The sequence below is a fragment of the Acutalibacter sp. JLR.KK004 genome, from assembly GCF_036941085.1.
Taxonomy (GTDB): Bacteria; Bacillota; Clostridia; order Oscillospirales; family Acutalibacteraceae; genus Acutalibacter.
Window position 1 is genome coordinate 1,876,584 of record NZ_JAYMNQ010000001.1, and the last position, 16,814, is coordinate 1,893,397.

General features: G+C 49.0%; 12 protein-coding genes and 4 pseudogenes. 6 read left to right on the plus strand and 10 right to left on the minus strand.

The window, feature by feature from the left end; all coding sequences use genetic code 11:
* Positions 1 to 29: 29 nt before the first annotated feature.
* From VSQ30_RS10345 to VSQ30_RS10360, 4 genes and pseudogenes are all read right to left on the minus strand, one after another.
* Positions 30 to 734, minus strand: a complete 705-nt coding sequence (locus tag VSQ30_RS10345; protein ID WP_160643197.1) for a response regulator transcription factor — start codon at positions 732 to 734, stop codon at positions 30 to 32.
* A 36-nt stretch (positions 735 to 770) separates the two neighbouring features.
* Positions 771 to 2,138 carry a hypothetical protein gene (locus VSQ30_RS10350; protein ID WP_160643198.1) on the minus strand — a complete coding sequence of 456 codons (1,368 nt, stop codon included), beginning with the start codon at positions 2,136 to 2,138 and terminating at the stop codon, positions 771 to 773.
* Between the two features lie 429 nt (positions 2,139 to 2,567).
* Positions 2,568 to 3,299 (minus strand): annotated as a pseudogene (locus VSQ30_RS10355) (transposase).
* Positions 3,300 to 3,354: 55 nt separating this feature from the next.
* Positions 3,355 to 3,507: pseudogene (locus VSQ30_RS10360) on the minus strand (tyrosine-type recombinase/integrase); the annotation flags it as partial.
* A gap of 176 nt (positions 3,508 to 3,683) precedes the next feature.
* Here VSQ30_RS10360 and VSQ30_RS10365 point away from each other — a divergent pair.
* From VSQ30_RS10365 to VSQ30_RS10375, 3 genes and pseudogenes are all read left to right on the plus strand, one after another.
* A pseudogene (locus VSQ30_RS10365) lies at positions 3,684 to 4,522 on the plus strand (ParA family protein).
* A complete protein-coding gene (locus VSQ30_RS10370) occupies positions 4,519 to 5,445 on the plus strand; it encodes a ParB/RepB/Spo0J family partition protein (protein ID WP_334463909.1) in 927 nt (308 codons plus the stop codon). Before VSQ30_RS10365 ends, VSQ30_RS10370 begins: the two are co-directional and overlap by 4 nt.
* Complete coding sequence (locus tag VSQ30_RS10375) at positions 5,429 to 5,842, plus strand: hypothetical protein (protein ID WP_334463911.1); 414 nt, start codon at positions 5,429 to 5,431, stop codon at positions 5,840 to 5,842. Before VSQ30_RS10370 ends, VSQ30_RS10375 begins: the two co-directional genes overlap by 17 nt.
* 709 nt (positions 5,843 to 6,551) lie before the next feature.
* On the opposite strand, the pseudogene VSQ30_RS10380 reads toward VSQ30_RS10375, so the two are convergent.
* A pseudogene (locus VSQ30_RS10380) lies at positions 6,552 to 6,719 on the minus strand (tyrosine-type recombinase/integrase); the annotation flags it as partial.
* Positions 6,720 to 6,823: 104 nt separating this feature from the next.
* On the opposite strand from VSQ30_RS10380, the gene VSQ30_RS10385 reads away from it, so the two are divergent.
* Together VSQ30_RS10385 and VSQ30_RS10390 are read left to right on the plus strand one after the other, a co-directional pair.
* Positions 6,824 to 8,335: a recombinase family protein gene (locus VSQ30_RS10385; protein WP_334463912.1), complete on the plus strand. Its 1,512-nt coding sequence runs from the start codon at positions 6,824 to 6,826 to the stop codon at positions 8,333 to 8,335.
* 294 nt (positions 8,336 to 8,629) lie between these two features.
* Entirely contained in the window at positions 8,630 to 10,240 is a 1,611-nt protein-coding gene (locus tag VSQ30_RS10390; RefSeq protein ID WP_334463913.1) for a hypothetical protein, read from the plus strand.
* 179 nt (positions 10,241 to 10,419) lie between these two features.
* Here the strand turns inward: VSQ30_RS10390 and VSQ30_RS10395 are convergent, their stop codons facing one another.
* Entirely contained in the window at positions 10,420 to 11,373 is a 954-nt protein-coding gene (locus VSQ30_RS10395) for a tyrosine-type recombinase/integrase (RefSeq protein WP_334463914.1), read from the minus strand.
* Positions 11,374 to 11,388: 15 nt separating this feature from the next.
* Entirely contained in the window at positions 11,389 to 11,550 is a 162-nt protein-coding gene (locus VSQ30_RS10400; protein ID WP_334463915.1) for a DNA-binding protein, read from the minus strand.
* 354 nt (positions 11,551 to 11,904) lie between these two features.
* Here VSQ30_RS10400 and VSQ30_RS10405 point away from each other — a divergent pair, with 354 nt between their 5' ends.
* Positions 11,905 to 12,465 carry a helix-turn-helix domain-containing protein gene (locus VSQ30_RS10405; protein WP_301423800.1) on the plus strand — a complete coding sequence of 187 codons (561 nt, stop codon included), beginning with the start codon at positions 11,905 to 11,907 and terminating at the stop codon, positions 12,463 to 12,465.
* Positions 12,466 to 12,641: 176 nt separating this feature from the next.
* Here the strand turns inward: VSQ30_RS10405 and guaA are convergent, their stop codons facing one another.
* The 3 genes from guaA to glmS all read right to left on the minus strand — a co-directional run bounded on the left by guaA (position 12,642) and on the right by glmS (position 16,753).
* Complete coding sequence (guaA, locus tag VSQ30_RS10410; RefSeq protein ID WP_334463918.1) at positions 12,642 to 14,174, minus strand: glutamine-hydrolyzing GMP synthase; 1,533 nt, start codon at positions 14,172 to 14,174, stop codon at positions 12,642 to 12,644.
* Between the two features lie 111 nt (positions 14,175 to 14,285).
* Entirely contained in the window at positions 14,286 to 14,867 is a 582-nt protein-coding gene (locus tag VSQ30_RS10415; RefSeq protein ID WP_334463919.1) for a DJ-1/PfpI family protein, read from the minus strand.
* Between the two features lie 56 nt (positions 14,868 to 14,923).
* Positions 14,924 to 16,753 (minus strand): glutamine--fructose-6-phosphate transaminase (isomerizing), encoded by a 1,830-nt coding sequence (gene glmS, locus VSQ30_RS10420; protein WP_334463922.1) that lies wholly within the window; start codon positions 16,751 to 16,753, stop codon positions 14,924 to 14,926.
* Positions 16,754 to 16,814 lie beyond the last annotated feature (61 nt).

Consider the following 16,814-nt stretch of genomic DNA (forward strand, 5'->3'; position numbering starts at 1 on the left):
ATTTTTATTTTCGCAAGAGGTCTATTGCATTACACGTCCCAGCGGTAGCCCAGGCCCCACACTGTTACAATATGCTTAGGGCTTGATGGCTCGTCCTCCACCTTCATGCGCAGGCGGCGGATGTTCACATCCACAATCTTTTCCTCCCCCACATAGCTTGGCCCCCACACGTGCCGGAGGATATCCCCCCGGTTCAGGGCTGTGCCGGAGTTTGAGAAAAAGTATTCCATAATCTGAAATTCCACCTGAGTAAGCTCAATGGGCACGCCGTTTTTCATGAAGGAACGGTTGCGCAGGTTCAGGGAGAACTCCCCGGAATGCAGCTCGTCCCGCAGGGCGCCCTCCCGGTTTTCCGCCGCCAAGGCTACCCTGCGGTATACCGCGTCCACCCGGGCCACCAGCTCGGAAGGGGAAAAAGGCTTTGTCACATAGTCATCCGCCCCCATCATCAGGCCGCTTACCTTGTCCATCTCCTGAGTTTTGGCGCTTAAAAGGATAATGCCAATAGAGCTGTTGCGGCGGCGCAGTTCCTTGCACACTGCCAGGCCGTCATGCTCCCCGGGCATCATAATGTCCAGCACCGCAATATCGAAAGCGCCGTTTTCCTGATCATAAAGAGCTAGGGCCTGATCCCCGTTTTCCGCCTCATAGGCCCGGTAGCCTGCCCGCTCCAGGTTTATCACCACAAATTCCCGAATGTTCTGCTCGTCCTCGGCCACCAGGATTTTTTTCATGCTGCAGTCCTCCCCATGATTTATCTCTTTCCGGCATTACACCGTTATCATCTGAAAGCTTTCTTTCACCTGATCAATGCACCGCAGGAGGAATTCATCCTTTGTCAGCACCTGAATGCCATAAACGGAATCATTTTGGGAGCAGAGCATCTCATAGCCGCTTCCCTCCCCCCTGCTCTCCCAGGCAGACTGGCTGAACACCCGGATGGTGAACAGGGCTGTGCCCAGAAGCGGGGTGCCGTCCTGCGCCCCAATAAGCTGAGTGTAGGTGACTGTGCGCCGGACCGGATCGTTAGAGGCGGAAAGCTCCCGCCTGAACCGGTACGGCACCTGGAACCAGTAGTTTTCCCGCACATTCATCATGGCATACAGGACGGTGCGCCTGTGACCTCCTTCCCGGAAGGCATCCCACTCCACCAGATAACTGGTGGTGTCCGGCACCGCGTCCTCCGGCAGGCCGGGCAAGCGGGTGACGGCAGGCATCTCCAGCATGCCGTCTCCGTTAATGTCCCGGGAGGTGAAAGCCGCCGCAGAAGGCCGTGCGTAAGGGTTCAGGTAATTCTCTGTGTTCACCCCTGCCGGGTAATTGCGCAGCCTGTCCTCTTCCATCACAAATATCTGGGTGGTCATGCTGCCGTCCGCCGTGGCCCCGTCTACCACTACCCCCTGCTGCTCCTCTGTAAGCTGCCCGAAAATCATAGAGGAATAGGAGGCAATGGCATTGTCTGCCGGGGCCGAAGCCATCTCCTCCGGCTTTCCCTGGTTAAAGGCATACACCCTGGCCCGGGCAGGGGAGGCTTCCGCCCCCTCCTCCGGGGCGGGCAGGTATTTGTCAATGGTAAACACCTCGCTTGCCCCGTCCCCGTCAAAATCCGTCAGGGTCATCTCGCCATACCGCCCCAAGGTGTATTCCCGCATCTCTCCGTCCTCAAAGAGGTATGCGTTTACAGTGGCGGTGCGGCCCGTATCGCCGGCAGTGCTGCCCCAGCCGATAAGCACGCTTTTCCCGCCGCCTTTCAGGCTGCCAAAGCACACCCTGTCCACCTGGGTTGCGTTGTTGGTAAAGGCAGAAACAGCCGCCCATTCCCCGCCGCTCTTTGTCAGGAACTGCACCTCCACCCCGTTTGTGCCGTTATCCTCCAGCAGGTGGAAGCCAATGGCATCCTCCACCCCGTCCCCGGTAAAATCCTCCATAATGATGGCGGATCGGTACTGTCCGCTGCGGGGGTAAATAAACGTCACATCCTGCTGGGCACCCTGGAGCACCTTGTAAATGCTCTGCTGATCCGCGTTCACCTTGGGGGGCGACATCAGGTTCTGGGTGGAGAACCCCGCAAACGAGCATCCGGAAAACCCCAGGCACAGCACCGCCGCCCCCAGGACGCTTTTTATCCAGCCCTTCACAGGCCACCCCCTTTCTGCCTGGAGTTTCAAAAGCTTCCTCCAGGCGGGAAATATAGCAACAAGTTTTAAGGCAATACCGCGTAATTCTAGGCTGCATATCGCAGCAAAAATTTTTTTCGTCAGAGTACATAAAGGACGCGCAGGCAAACTAACATTTGCCAAGCAGAATTTCTGCGGTGTTGCTTTAAATATTATAGCACACTATGCCCCAGCCTGGCAAGGGGCGCGGAAAGGGGGAGGGAGTGTCCAACCGCGCGGCCTCCGGCGGTTTAGGTGCTTTGAGTCTCGCCTGCCGGCTCGGTCGGCTCGGGGCGAAGGTTGCCACAGGCAACCCTCGTCCCGTAAAAACACCATACAACGCTAACGCGCAGCGTTTGCGTTTGCCCACACTTTGAAGAAGGTCATGCATTCATTAGACCTCTTGCGAAATTAGGCAAAACGGTCAAAATTGCAGATACCAGCAATCAAAGAAAAGCGAAGCACGAAACGATGCCTGCGGTTGCGATAGCGTTCAGAGAGAATGCGAAACCTTTTGACAAAGCGGATGGCGTGTTCAACCAAGATACGTTCCCTTGAAATCTTGCGGTTATCTTTGCGTTCTTGTTTGGACAACGGATGATTCTTGGAACACTTTTTTAGCAGGAGAGAATTGGCGTGTATCTGGGCAATCCCCTGGTATCCTGTATCCGCCTCCAACACCGTTTCTGCCTTGACATGGACATGAGAATCCTTGAATAGTTGAAAATCATGCCTCTTTCCGTTAGAAAATGCCAGTGCAATGATTTCTCCGGTTTGAAGGCTGACAAGCATCTGTGTTTTCAGTGTGTGCCGCTTTTTCTTTCCGGAATAGTATCGCTTTTGCTTTTTTTAGGTCGTTCAATGGGCGATTCCGTTGCGTCAACCAGAATCACCTCATACTCGGCATCACTTTTCAGCGGCGCTTTCCGCTATATGGGCATAGGTACGGTATTCCCGCAGATACTCCAGGGTTGCCAGCAGCAGATCCTCTATGCTCAGCATTGGCGTCCTCCCATGGCGCCGATGCTTTTCCGCATATCCTTTTTGCAGAATTTCTACCATCTTGTCAAATGTTGCCCGCTTTACCCCGGTAATTCTCCGAAATTTTGTGTTTGAATATTCCGCTATCTTTTCGTATTTCATGCTTCTATTTTATCGCACTATTTTTATTTTCGCAAGAGGTCTACTTTACTACTCACTACGCGGCCAGCCGCTCCATCTCCGCCTTTACGGAACAGGCGTCAACATGGGTATAGTAGTCCAGCGTCATGGTGATGTTGGCGTGGCCCATGATGTACTGCAACGCCTTGGGATTCATACCGGCGTTTGCCATACGGGTACAGAACGTGTGCCCTTACGGTATAATAAGGACAAATCAAAAAACCCAGTGATATCAAGGGTTTCCAGGTTTGTCCTTATTCTTTTTCCAGTAAAAAAGGGGCAAAAAATGGCTCTTAAAAGAGGAGTGGAAAACAGCGGCGTTACATGAACGACAAACTTTCAACAGTCAAAAAGAGGGATAAAAATATGTGTAAAACAACAAAAATCATTGCCGTCTGCAACCAAAAGGGCGGCGTGGGCAAAACCGTCACCACTGTAAACTTAGGCGTTGGCCTGGCCCAACAGGGCAAGCGCGTCCTGCTGGTGGACGTTGACCCACAAGGGTGAGCGAGCGCCGGTGGCGCTCTGGTGCGAACTGACCGAGCCGGCAGGCGAGACCGCTTACCGCCAGCCTTGGCTTCCACCAACCAGACCGCATAGAAAAGACACTTTCCACAGTGCTGGGTAAGATTGTCCAACAGAAGCCTTTTGACCCAGCCGGGTACATCTTGCACCAGGACGAAGGGGTTGACCTGCTGCCCGCCAACATCGACCTTGCTATGGTGGAAATGAACCTGGTGGGCGTCATGGGCCGGGAAACGGTTTTGCGGGAACTTCTGGAAGCTGTGCGCGGCCAGTACGATTACATCCTGTTGGACTGCTGCCCGTCCTTGGGCACCCTCACCGCCAACGCCTTAACAGCGGCGGACGAAGTGATTATCCCCATGCTGGCCCACTATCTGTCCATTAAGGGCCTGGAGCAGCTTCTATCCACCATCGGGCTGGTGCGGCGCAAATTCAATCCCGGCCTGCAAATCTCCGGCATCCTTATCACTATGGCGAATATGCGCACCGCTTATTCCCAGGACATTGTAGCCCTGCTGCGGGAGAGTTACGGGGACAAGCTGCGTATCTTCGACACCATCATCCCCGAATCCATCCGGGCCGCGGAGACCAGTGCGGAGGGCAAGAGTATATATTTACACGACCCTATAGGCAAGGTCTCCGCCGCCTACAGTGCGTTTACATTGGAGGCAGCGTCATGAGGGGCAGCGCGGGGAAAATCCAGCTTGCCAGCCTGGACGAACTGTTTGGCGTCAGCCGGGGCGAGAACGTGGGCGAGCCGTTTCAAAAAATCCCGCTTTCAGACCTGCACCCCTTCAAAAACCATCCTTTCCATGTCACAGACGATGAAAAGATGCAGGAATTGGCTGACAGCATAGCCCAGCATGGGGTACTTGTGCCCGGCATCGTGCGGCCAAGGCTGGAGGGTGGGTACGAACTGGTTTCCGGGCACAGGCGCAAGAGGGCTTGCGAATTAGCAGGGCTTACCGCCATGCCCGTGCTTGTGCGGGAGTTGGACGATGACGAAGCCACGCTGATTATGGTGGACAGCAACCTTCAGCGGGAGAAAATCCTGCCCAGCGAAAAGGCGTTTGCGTACAGGATGAAGTTGGAGGCGATGAAGCATCAAGGACAAAGAGTGGATTTAACTTTGCGCCCAGTGGGCACGAGGTCGGATGAATTGTTAGCTAACAAATCACCAGACAGTGCCAGACAAATTCAACGTTATATCCGTCTGACCTATCTGCATCCCCTCCTGCTCCAAATGGTGGACGAAAACAAGCTGGTGCTGCGGCCTACCGTGGAAGTTTCCTATCTTCCCTTGGACGATCAAATGTTGCTCTATGATGTGATAGAGGAAAAGTCTTTCGGGCCGCCGTCTATGGAACAGGCGAAAAAGTTAAGGGATTACTGTGAACGCACAACGTTGACCACAAGCCTGATTATTGACATCCTCACAGACGAAAAGCCAAATCCCGAAAAAATCACACTTAAAAAGAAGTGCTTGAACAAGTATTTCCCGCATGATTACACAAAAAAGCAGATGGAGGAAATCATATTCTCTCTGCTGGATGCCTGGAAATCCCAACAGGAGGGAGTGTGTACAGGTGACGAAAATGGATGAAAAAACTGCCATCATCAAGGCTTCGCCCCTGGGGAAAGATTTGCTCGATGCTCTTTGGAACAAACAGCCACATGACATATTGGACGTATCCCTCGCCATTGTAACATTAAAAGAGCATCTTGTCAAAGACCTCTCCCCCGGCGATTTGAAATACCTCTACCCCGTTTATTTCGACGCTGCCCGGGTACTGATAGCAGAGTGCATAGCCGAGTTTTTTCAAACCGGGCACATTTTCATCAGGGCGTTAAGACCCTTTGCGCATGAGGTATGGGTCGCACGAAATCAGGCAGATAATCATAATGCCGAAGGACGTTTCCCGGCTTCTGCGGGTACTGCGCCGTGTGAAGAAGCCTACCCACGATTTGTACCAGAAGCACGGCGGAAGGGGCTGGGGTGAGCACATAGAAATTGTAAGTTTTCGTGAAGAGTGAGAAATCCAGGACGGGCCTACTTTTCAACATGAAAAAATGTGGAAAACCCCGGGAAACGGCCTAAATACTAGGTTTTTTCGCGGAAAACTGCTTGAATGAAAGCGAAAATTTTGCAATCTCGCAAAATGGGATTGCAAAATTTTTTTGCCCGTTTTCGGCCCCAAAGTGGCCTGTGCGGCGCAAGGCTACCAACCGCTCAGATTTGCCTTTTAGGAGCGTTTAAGGACACACAAGAAACCTTTTAAGAAACCGCACAAACCTAGTATTGGCGCGGTTTAAGCGGCTTTTAAGAAAATAACAGCAGCCCTTTAAGCGAACACGCCCAAACGCCGCTTAAAGGGCTTATTTTCTGCTTTTAAGCGCATGACCCCCGCAAGTAGCCACCAGAGGGGCGCAACTGCCGAAAAACCCAATAAAATCAAGGGGTTTCGGCTCTTTATGTTTTTCCGAAAGCAAGGGCACACTTCCGGGCTACTTGCACCCCCTCCCCACTTTTTCGTTCAAAATTTATGGTGAATTTAGATTATCTCTTTAGAAGTTCTTATATGTCGGTATAGCCCGTATTTTCGGGCTTTCCCGGCATTTTAGATATGGGGAGAAGTTCTTATATACCCTCAAAACTTCTTAGGTTTTCCCTCTGGGTGGTAGTAAAAGAAGTAGTAAATCCGTCTGCGGCTATGCTGCAATCAGCCTTTCCATTTCAGCCCTTGCGGAAGCGAAAGTTGCGTGTGCGTAATAGTTCAGCGTCATGGTAATGTTGGAATGTCCCATGATATACTGTAACGCTTTCGGGTTCATGCCCGCATTGGCTAAGTTGGTGCAGAACGTATGACTAAGCTCGTGGAAGCGACAAATGGATATTTCCCCGTGGAAGCGACAAATGAGATATGATATTGCCAGTGGCTACGGTTTTTGCCGTAACCTTTTCTATTGAAAGGGGTATTTTCATGGCACGAAAAAGCAGAAAACATAAATATAAAGAAGAACTGAAATTTCTTTCCCCTGTTGCGGTAGGATATATTCGACTTTCAGTTGCAAATAAAGAAGAATCCAGTTCAATAGAAAACCAGAAATTTTTCATTGAATGCTGGGGCGAACAGCAACAAATTCCTATGTCACATTACTATATTGATAATGGTTTTAGCGGTAAATTTTATGATCGTCCAGCGTTTCAAGAAATGATTCAGGACATCCTTTCAGGCAATATTAATTGTGTCGTTGTAAAAGACCTTTCTCGTTTAGGAAGAAACTATATCTCAACTGGTTATTATATTGAAGTCCTTTTCCCATCCAATGGAGTACGTTTTGTATCTGTAAACGACCAATTTGACACCATTGATGGTATTACCAATCAGAAAAATCCTTACAGTTCCAAGATTCGGATGCCAATAACAAACGCATTTAATGAACAAGTATCTATTGAAATTAAAAAGAAAATGGAGGCGACTTTAGATATGAAAGCACAGCACGGTATATTTATTGGACCAAGAGCCCCTTTTGGTTATCAAAAAGCAGAAGACAACCATGACCAACTTATACCTGACCCAAAGGCAGCTATTATTGTCCGAAAAATTTTTGAGTTAGCAGCGAATGGCATCGGCATGACCACCATAGTTCGCTACTTAAATGAAAAAGAAATCCCAACACCAATTCAATATGCTAGATCAAATGGTTTATCCGGAAATTATGATAACGGTAACGGAAACTGGAATAGTAGATCCGTCAAATATATCCTGACCAATCGAACTTATACCGGTATGCTTGTACAAGGGAAAGAAAGGCGAGTTGTATCCGCAACACATGAAGCTCTGGTAGATACAAATACTTTTGATGCCATTCAAAAATCATTTCAGGAAAAAGCATTTAATATCGCCAAGCACGGTCAATCAACGGAGAATATTTTAAAGGGCAAAGTCATTTGTGGGTGTTGCGGGGGAAAAATGCAGCGTAAACGCGGCACCAATCATGCTGATTGGTATTTTTTCACCTGTATTACCAAAAACCGTTTAGGTGTAGACAAATGTACCGGCATGTATGTACGGGAGGAAGATGTTTTGCGTGCTATCTACTACCAATTAAAATTGCATGTAAAGGAGCATTTCATTTCAGATTCGCAGTACCAGCAAGAACTATTGCACCTTAATAACGGGATTAACCAATCCGACAGTCAATATCAAGAAATTTTTAGAAATGCTATTCACCATTATGAGATGTTTGTTGACGGAAAGATCAGCAAAGATGAATTTCGAGCAGTCCAAGATGCAGCGAACAAAAAGAAAGCAATTTGGAATGATATTATCACCAGTAAAACAGCTTATGAAAAACAGTATCATGTATTCCGCAAATTATTGAAAGCGAGTTATAAAGAAATTGCTCTCAGCGAGATTATAGACTGTATTGATGAAATTACCATATGTCAAAACGAAAACATTACTGTGAAATGGGCAATTGCCCAGTAATTATTGGTCTCTGCCGAATCGCCATATCTATGTATTATTCAGAAAAAATATACCTTCTATAGTTATGCTTTTTGCAATTGTTTATATAGAAAATTACTTCCTTTTAGTTTTGCCGAGATAAAAGATATTGCATCTTATGCCTCCATTTCCGAATGGATTTACAACATAAATTCTAAATTTAATTTGTCTACAAGCATCTCCTTGGACAATATTTGGATTGAGCCGGAAAAATTAACTTTGGAGTGCATGTCAGCTCTAATGTATATCTCCTACTGTGGTAACAAAGATATATATATGGAGTTTGTCGAAAGGAATCTTAAGCGTATCCTTACATACCTCAAGCAGCAAACAAAATCACACAAGATATTTATTGATTCCGAAAAAAATGCGATTCATGTTGAGTATATACTTCGATTGCGCAATATCAAAACCGGGAATGAGCAAAGTGTTTCGAGGTTGAAATATGTCTGTAGGACATTACCCATATTTGATTTGTACTGTGCAGATGTGTTAAAACCAACTTTAAGTTTATTATCTGCTTATACTGTACCTGATGATGCACATAAAGAAATGCCCATCAGAAATATTGTAATCATGTTCCATCAGAATCTTACGTCGCTATGGAATAAAACTATTATGAGCAATTATGAATTTGATACCGTGACAGAATGGTTAAATTACTGGTTTGATGTGAGAGAACATATATGTTTGCTTGCAGATAAGTGCTGTGCATGTATTTACAAACTCCTTGGTGGAAAACCACTAGGGAGTTTGGCCAGGGAAACAGATCAACTTCGTGAAGAATTTGCCCTAATTACTACTGGTGAAAAGCGATATCCTAAGGAAGATCGTCCTTTTGAAGAAAAAGCTACAGTGCCCGAGAGGTTAGGAAAAATAAAGAATAAATACTTTCAAAGCATACAAAATTTTACGAATCAATTTGCAGGGTTTCTCGTTAAGGATGAACAAAAACAAAGATTGGCTATGGTTAATCTCACAACAGCCCAAAGTGCTCTTGTGACAATGCAGAATTACTTTGCAGAAATCATAATTGATTTTGGCTTCCAGGAAAGACAGCTGGCTCTTTGTGTTATGGAAACAGAAAGCATAGAACGACTAATAATGTGCTGTAGCTACTACCAAACACATTCGCCAAATAAGTATTTTAATAAATATCAAATTAGGAATTGGTATGACAGACATTGTCGAGATGAGAGAAAGATAGCAGAAGACGGATTGTCAGAATTAGCATCCAATTATTCGATTCATTTTCCTAATCAGATTTACACCATTGACATGTTGAGCTATTATCCTATCATAGTTGATGGGTTAGATTTTACATCAGAAAGCAATTTAATCGAATGGCTTTATGGTTGCATCTCGTTTGCTGATACTTCCTTTGATTACTTGATCATATTATCTGCAAATGAGGTTGGGAAAATACATCCTGCTGCCTTACAGTTCCCGCGAAGGATGCTTGTTGATCTTAAAAAGGCAATTGAATCAGACGACAATTCCTTATTTGATAAATTGACACCTCCATATCCTGTGGATGTAACGCGGCAAATGCTTAGTTGCTTCATTAAAAAATATGATTTGCCTGAATCAGACGATATTGATTTGGATGCACTTCCTATAGGAGATATTGCAGAAGAATTATGGGTATATTCAAAATCTGTAGAGTTGTTGACAGAACCAGAAGATGACAGCTATCTTGTATCTGAAATACAGGGTATACGGACTAACATTGATGGAATACTTTGTTTATTGAAGGACAAGCTGCTCCCGAACGATTTTGATTGGTTAGTTAATATCTGCAATGATGTTTTCTTAGGTAAAAGGTTTGATGATGCTTTATTCAATGATACTATTGAGCATTTTGCACAGAGGAATGTTGAAAAGTAACACTCTCGTTTGTTAATTGATTTAACCGGCAGTGTCTGTAAAATTAAATCAATACCAATATTGAAAATGCTAAATAATGACTAGCAATTCCCAACTAAACCTAATGGCATAGGAATAATACACGAAAAAAGAATCCCCCAGACTATCAAATTTTACCTGATAGTTTGGGATTTCTGCTTTTACAAAGATATATTTTTTGTCGTGGGCTTGACATACGGGTGGCGAATATCGTGGACACGGATTTTCTTAACGCCCGCCTGCTTTGCCCCTCGCTCCATTTCGTGATTGAGGTAGGATTTTGTGACGGTAAATAAACGCTCGTCCGGCTTGATGTCATAAAGCATTTTGATGTACTCCTGCATTTCCTCACAGAGAAACGGCGGCATTTTGATTGTGCGGTTACTCTTTTTCGTCTTTGGGCTTGTGATAATGTCACGCCCTTTGGAACGGTGGAAGGTCTTGCTGATCGTGACCGTCTGTTTCTCAAAGTCAATATCAGCAGGCGTGAGCGCAAGTAATTCGCCGGAACGCATACCGCACCAGTAGAGCATTTCAAACGCATAATAGGAACGGGGCTTATCCATCATGGCTTCGGAAAATTTCAGATATTCCTCTTTCGTCCAAAAGTCCATTTCCTTAACGGCTTCGCTCCCAATCGTCCCCGCCCGCCTTGCCGGATTGTAAGGCAGGTTGTAAAAGTTTACCGCATGGTTGAATATCGCCGTCAGTTGTGCGTGTATCGTCCTCAAATAATCTGCGGAATAGGGCTTGCCTTTCTCGTCCCGGTAAGCCATCAACTCATTCTGCCACGCAATCACGTCCTTTGCTTCTATCTCCGCAATTTTGCGGTTTTCAAAGTACGGTAAAATCTTTGTCCGTATCACATGGCTTTTGGACTCCCAAGTGCTTTCCTTGACACGCTGTTTTTTGTCGGCTTCATACACTTCAAAGAAACTGCCGAACGTCATATCCAATTTTGCGCCCTGCTTTAACATGGCTTCATGCTCCCACGCCTGCGCTTCCCTTTTGGTTGCAAAACCTCTCTTTTGTGTCTGTTTCCTCTCCCCTTTCCAGTTGGTAAAGCGGTAGATTACCCGCCACGTCCCCGTAGAGTTGTCTTTGTATACAGCCATTTCATCATCTCCCTTCTATTCGCTGTAACATACCTTTTTATGAAAAAATGTAGCGTTCACACGTCCTGCCACTGTCAGATAGCCCTGTTTCTGCATTTCTGCGTTCAGTTCCCTTACAATCTGATAGGCTTTTGACTTCGACACACGCAATTCCGCTGCCACTTCCTCCACTGTCATAAATTATTTTTCTGTCATTAAAATACCCTCTCCTTTCAATTTCTAACTGTTTTTGTTTAAGCTATATGGTTATGATACTAAATAAATTCCGTTAAGTCAAGTGGTTTGCGAGAAAATCTTAACTTTTTTTATTTAAGTTATTCTTGCTATTTCTATTACACCATGTTATACTAACTTCAACAGATTTGTTTAAGTAAAGTCATGCACGACTGGCGGAAAACAGAGCGGCGGGTGCTTGCACACGCTGAACTGCTTTCTGACAGGCGTATATGGCGCACCGCCACAGCGAGATGAAGCGGAGCGTAATCGAGCTGGCATGACTTTACCTCACTTCACAATAACGGAGGTTTTATTATGGCAATCGGCAAACGCATCCGCTTTTTCCGCAACCGAAAAGGCATGACACAGAAACAGCTAGGCGAAATCCTTGGCTTTCTCGGAAAGACCTCTGATGTCCGTATGGCGCAGTATGAAACCGAAGCGAGGACACCAAAGCACGACCTTGTAAAAGAAATGGCGGGTATCTTTGATATAAGCACCCACGCCCTCACAGTGCCGGATATTGATACCTATATCGGGCTTATGCACACGCTCTTTGCGTTGGAAGATATGTACGGGCTGAAAATCGGGGAGATTGACGGGGAAATCTGCCTGCGCCTTGACAAGTCCGACTATTCCACTTACACGTCCATGTTCGATATGTTCCACGCATGGCAGGAGCAAGCCGCCAAACTGGAACAGGGCGAGATTACCAAAGAGGAATACGACCAATGGCGGTACAAATACCCCGAACTGGACACATCAAAGCATTGGGCAAAAGTCCCCTCACAGGCGGTCAGTGATATGCTTATGGAAGAATTTCAGAAAATCGAGAAAGAAGAAAAGAAAACAGCGAAAAAGAAAAAGCAGAAATAAGCATAAGAAGACCTTGCCGATATTCAGTTTCCATATCTGAAAATCAGCAAGGTTTTCTTATGCCATTGATGTAATTATTTAGTTCGTGATGTGAAAAATGTTGCCAAATCGTTGCCAATGCCTAAACAAATTTGTTTGGAAGTCGCATAAATACTGGTTTCCTAAAGTCCATTTCATCACTCAAACTCAATCGTAGCAGGCGGTTTGCTTGTCACGTCATACACCACCCGGTTGACGCCCTCTACCTCATTGATAATCCGGTTGGACACCTTTCCCAGCAGATCATAAGGAAGACGCGCCCAGTCGGCAGTCATGAAATCCGTGGTGGTGACAGCCCGCAGGGCCACAGTTACCCCGTAAGTACGGCCGTCACCCATAACGCCCACGCTGCGGTTGGCAGTGAGTACTGCAAAATACTGGTTGATATCCCGCTCCAGGCCGAAATTCGTTACTTCCTCCCGGAAGATGGCATCTGCGTCCTGCAAGAGCGCCACTTTTTCCTGGGTGATTTCTCCCATAATGCGCACAGCCAGCCCCGGCCCGGGGAAAGGCTGCCGCCATACCAGTGCCTCCGGGATGCCCAGCTCTATCCCCACCCGGCGCACTTCATCCTTAAAGAGATCCCGCAGCGGCTCCACCAATCCTTCAAACTCCATGTCCTCTGGCAGGCCGCCCACATTGTGGTGGCTTTTGATAACCGCCGCTTCCCCGGTGCCGCTCTCCACCACGTCGGGGTAGATGGTGCCCTGGCAGAGGAAGTCCATTTTGCCCAGCTTCCGGGATTCTTCCTCAAACACCCGGATAAATTCCTCCCCGATAATCTTCCGCTTTTTCTCCGGATCGCTGACGCTCTGCAGCTTCTGGAGGAACCGCTCCCCAGCATTGACGCGGATAATGTTCATGTCAAATTCCTTTTGGAAAACCTTCTCTACCAGGTCGCCCTCGCCCTTGCGCAGCAGTCCGTGATCCACGAAAATGCAAGTGAGGTTTTTCCCGATAGCCTTGTGTACCAGCATAGCCGCCACAGAGGAGTCCACTCCGCCAGAAAGGCCGCACAGCACCTTTTTGTCTCCAATCTGCTTTTTCAGGGCTTCCACTGTTTCTTGGGCAAAGGAGGCCATTTCCCAGTCTCCCTTGCAGCCGCAAATGGAATACAGGAAGTTTTCAAAAATTTTATTGCCAAACTGGGTGTGCTCCACCTCCGGGTGGAACTGCACCGCAAACAGCTTCTCCCCCAGGTTTTCCATGGCTGCGGCAGGGCAGTGGGCACTGTGAGCCGAGGAGGTGAACCCAACCGGAACCTCTGCAATATAGTCATTGTGGCTCATCCAGCACACGCTCTCCGGCACCCCTGCAAAGAGGGGGGATTCAGGGGCAAAGGAGGTCTGGGTTTTGCCGAACTCATGCACCCCGCTTGCTTCCACCTTGCCGCCCAGCACCTGGGCCATCACCTGGGCACCATAGCAGATGCCCAGCACCGGCACCCCCAGTTTAAACACTTCCGGGCTGCACAGGGGCGCACCCTCAGCATACACGCTGTTGGGGCCTCCGGTAAACAGAATGCCTTTATAACCCCGCAGCTCCTCCGGGTCTGTCTTATAAGAACGTATCTCGCAATACACCCGCAGATCCCGCACCCGCCGGGCGATAAGCTGGGCATACTGCCCGCCAAAATCCAGCACCACTACCTTCTCATGCGCCTTGCTCATGCTTTTTCCCATCCTTCCTTTTGATCGGGCTGCCGCCCGAACCCGCTTTAAGAAACTTTTTTGGAAAAAAGTTTCTTAAAAATCTTCAAAAAACTTCCCTGGCCTTGGGGGTCAGTACCCCATGTCCTGCCGGACTGCCCCTGCCTTTTCCGCTCCAATGAGCATCTCCAGCAGGGCAAAGGCCACGTCCGCCGCTGTTTCTGGGCAGTAAGACGTAATCACGTTCCCGTCTGCCACCACCCGCTGGTCAGGAACTACGTCCGCCCCCAGCGCCGCAAGCTGCGCCTGCCTGTGTCCGCCCCGCAGGTGGTAGGTGGTGGCCCTGCGGCCTTGCAGAATGCCGCTTCTTCCCAAGGCCAGCGCCGCCACGCAGACAGAAGCGATGGGCTTTCCCATCTGATGAAAGTCCCGCACAAGGTTCTGAAATTTTTCATCATAGGCTTCCTCGTAAAAGCCGAATTCCTCAAAGCCCCCAGGCACAGCCAGCGCGTCATAGTCCGCCGCGTCCACTTCATCAATGCGCACATCCACCGCAACAGGCACCCCGAAGGCGCTCACCACCGTCTCCCTATAGCCGCAGGTCACCACCTCCACGTCGTGCCCATAGTCGTTCCTGGCCCAGCCCATCACGTCGATGAAAGGGGCAAACTCCATGGTTTCAAAGCCTTTTGCACAGAATAAAAGTATTTTCATCGCGGTATTTCCTTTCTCAGAGGTTCCAGGAATATTCCGAATCCCCCAGCCTAATGCTATTCCACCGTCACCGACTTTGCCAGGTTCCTGGGCTTGTCGATATCGCAGCCCTTCATGGAAGCCACATAATAGGCGAAAAGCTGCAGGGGGATGATGGACAGGGAGGGCAGCATGAAGTCCGTAATCTTCGGGATGCAGAACTGGTAGTCCGTCTGCTGGGAAAGGCTTTCCTCCTTGTCCCTGGTGGTAATGCCCAGCACCACCGCGCCTCTGGCCTTCACCTCCCGGACATTGGACATCATCTTGTCAAACAGCCTGCCGTAGGTGCAGATGGCAATCACCAGCGTGCCGTCCTCCAGCAGGGAAATGGGGCCGTGCTTCAGCTCTCCCCCTGTGTAGGCTTCCGAGTGGATATAGGAAATTTCCTTTAATTTCAGGGACGCTTCCAGGGAAGCGGCATAATCCACGTTGCGCCCGATAAAGTACATATCCCGGGCGTTAAAATATTTGGAGGCAAAATACTGGATGGTCTTTTTATCGGCAAGGCAGGCCGCCGCCAAGTCCGGCAGGCGCTGCAAGTCCTCCAGGTAGGCCTCCATCTCCGCTTGGGGGGAATGGCCCAGCTCCTGGGCCATGTACAGCACAATGAGGTAAATCACCGCAAGCTGGGTGCTGTAAGCCTTGGTGGAGGCCACAGCGATTTCCGGCCCGGCCCAGGTGTACAGCACGTCATCTGATTCATTGGCGATGGTGCTGCCCACCACGTTCACAATGGAAAGCACCCGCGCCCCCCGCTTCTTCGCTTCCCGCAAAGCGGCAAGGGTGTCCGCCGTCTCCCCGGACTGGCTGATGATAATCACCAGCGTGTTTTCATCCAGAATAGGCTCCCGGTAGCGGAACTCAGAAGCCACGTCCACCTCCATGGGCACCTTCAAAAGCTTCTCAAAGGCATACTTGGCCACCACGCCCACATGGTAGGAGGTGCCGCAGGCCACGATAAACACCTTGTTTATCTTTTCGATCTGCTCCTTTGTCAGCTTCATGTCGTCCAGCACAATTTTCCCTTCCCGTATCCGGGGAGAGATGGTTTTGCGCAGGGCCTCCGGCTGCTCGCAGATTTCCTTCATCATAAAGTGCTCATAGCCGCCCTTTTCAGCGGCAGCCACGTCCCACTGCACCCTTTCCACAGGCTTCTCCACAAGCTCCATGTCCGAGTTGAAAAATTGCACCCCATCCTTTTCCAGCACTGCGATTTCTTTGTCATGCAGGCGGCAGATGTCCCTGGTTTTCGACAGGATGGCGGGGATGTCGGAAGCGATGAAGTTTTCCCCCTGGCCCAGGCCCACAATCAGCGGGCTGTCCTTGCGCACAGCGAACACCTTTTCCGGGCAGTCGGCGCAGATGATGCCCAGGGCATAGCTGCCCTCCACCCGGGCTGTCACCCGGCTGATAGCCTCCAGCACATCTCCCCTGTAGTAATATTCCAGAAGCTGGGCCACCACCTCGGTGTCTGTGTCGGAGACAAATTCAATGCCCCGGCGCAGCAGATGGTTTTTCAGTTCCAGGTAATTTTCGATGATGCCGTTGTGCACCACAGCGAACTTTCCCCCATCACTTACCTGGGGATGGGAATTCACATCTGAAGGGGCGCCATGGGTGGCCCACCTTGTGTGCCCAATGCCCACCACGCCGGGAAGCTTTTCCCCGCCCTGGAGTATGCCGTCCAGCACACTGAGCCTGCCCTTGGATTTCACGACGTGAATCCCTGTGCCGTTATACACAGCCACCCCGGCTGAGTCATACCCCCGGTATTCCAGCTTTTGCAGGCCCGTAAGCAAAAAAGGCGCCGCCTGCTCCCCCCCGATATAGCCCACTATGCCGCACATATGCATCGCTCTCCTTTCATCGCCTGAGTTGAAAGGAATGTGGGGCCTCTACGCCCCACAT

Bases quoted from the DNA above. Each gene is read 5' to 3' on its own strand.
- VSQ30_RS10400 (WP_334463915.1), bottom strand. From the start codon at position 11,550: ATGACAGTGGAGGAAGTGGCAGCGGAATTGCGTGTGTCGAAGTCAAAA.
- VSQ30_RS10395 (WP_334463914.1), bottom strand. From the start codon at position 11,373: ATGGCTGTATACAAAGACAACTCTACGGGGACGTGGCGGGTAATCTAC.
- VSQ30_RS10390 (WP_334463913.1), top strand. From the start codon at position 8,630: ATGGAGTTTGTCGAAAGGAATCTTAAGCGTATCCTTACATACCTCAAG.
- VSQ30_RS10345 (WP_160643197.1), bottom strand. From the start codon at position 734: ATGAAAAAAATCCTGGTGGCCGAGGACGAGCAGAACATTCGGGAATTT.
- VSQ30_RS10415 (WP_334463919.1), bottom strand. From the start codon at position 14,867: ATGAAAATACTTTTATTCTGTGCAAAAGGCTTTGAAACCATGGAGTTT.
- VSQ30_RS10385 (WP_334463912.1), top strand. From the start codon at position 6,824: ATGGCACGAAAAAGCAGAAAACATAAATATAAAGAAGAACTGAAATTT.
- glmS (WP_334463922.1), bottom strand. From the start codon at position 16,753: ATGTGCGGCATAGTGGGCTATATCGGGGGGGAGCAGGCGGCGCCTTTT.
- VSQ30_RS10370 (WP_334463909.1), top strand. From the start codon at position 4,519: ATGAGGGGCAGCGCGGGGAAAATCCAGCTTGCCAGCCTGGACGAACTG.
- VSQ30_RS10405 (WP_301423800.1), top strand. From the start codon at position 11,905: ATGGCAATCGGCAAACGCATCCGCTTTTTCCGCAACCGAAAAGGCATG.
- guaA (WP_334463918.1), bottom strand. From the start codon at position 14,174: ATGAGCAAGGCGCATGAGAAGGTAGTGGTGCTGGATTTTGGCGGGCAG.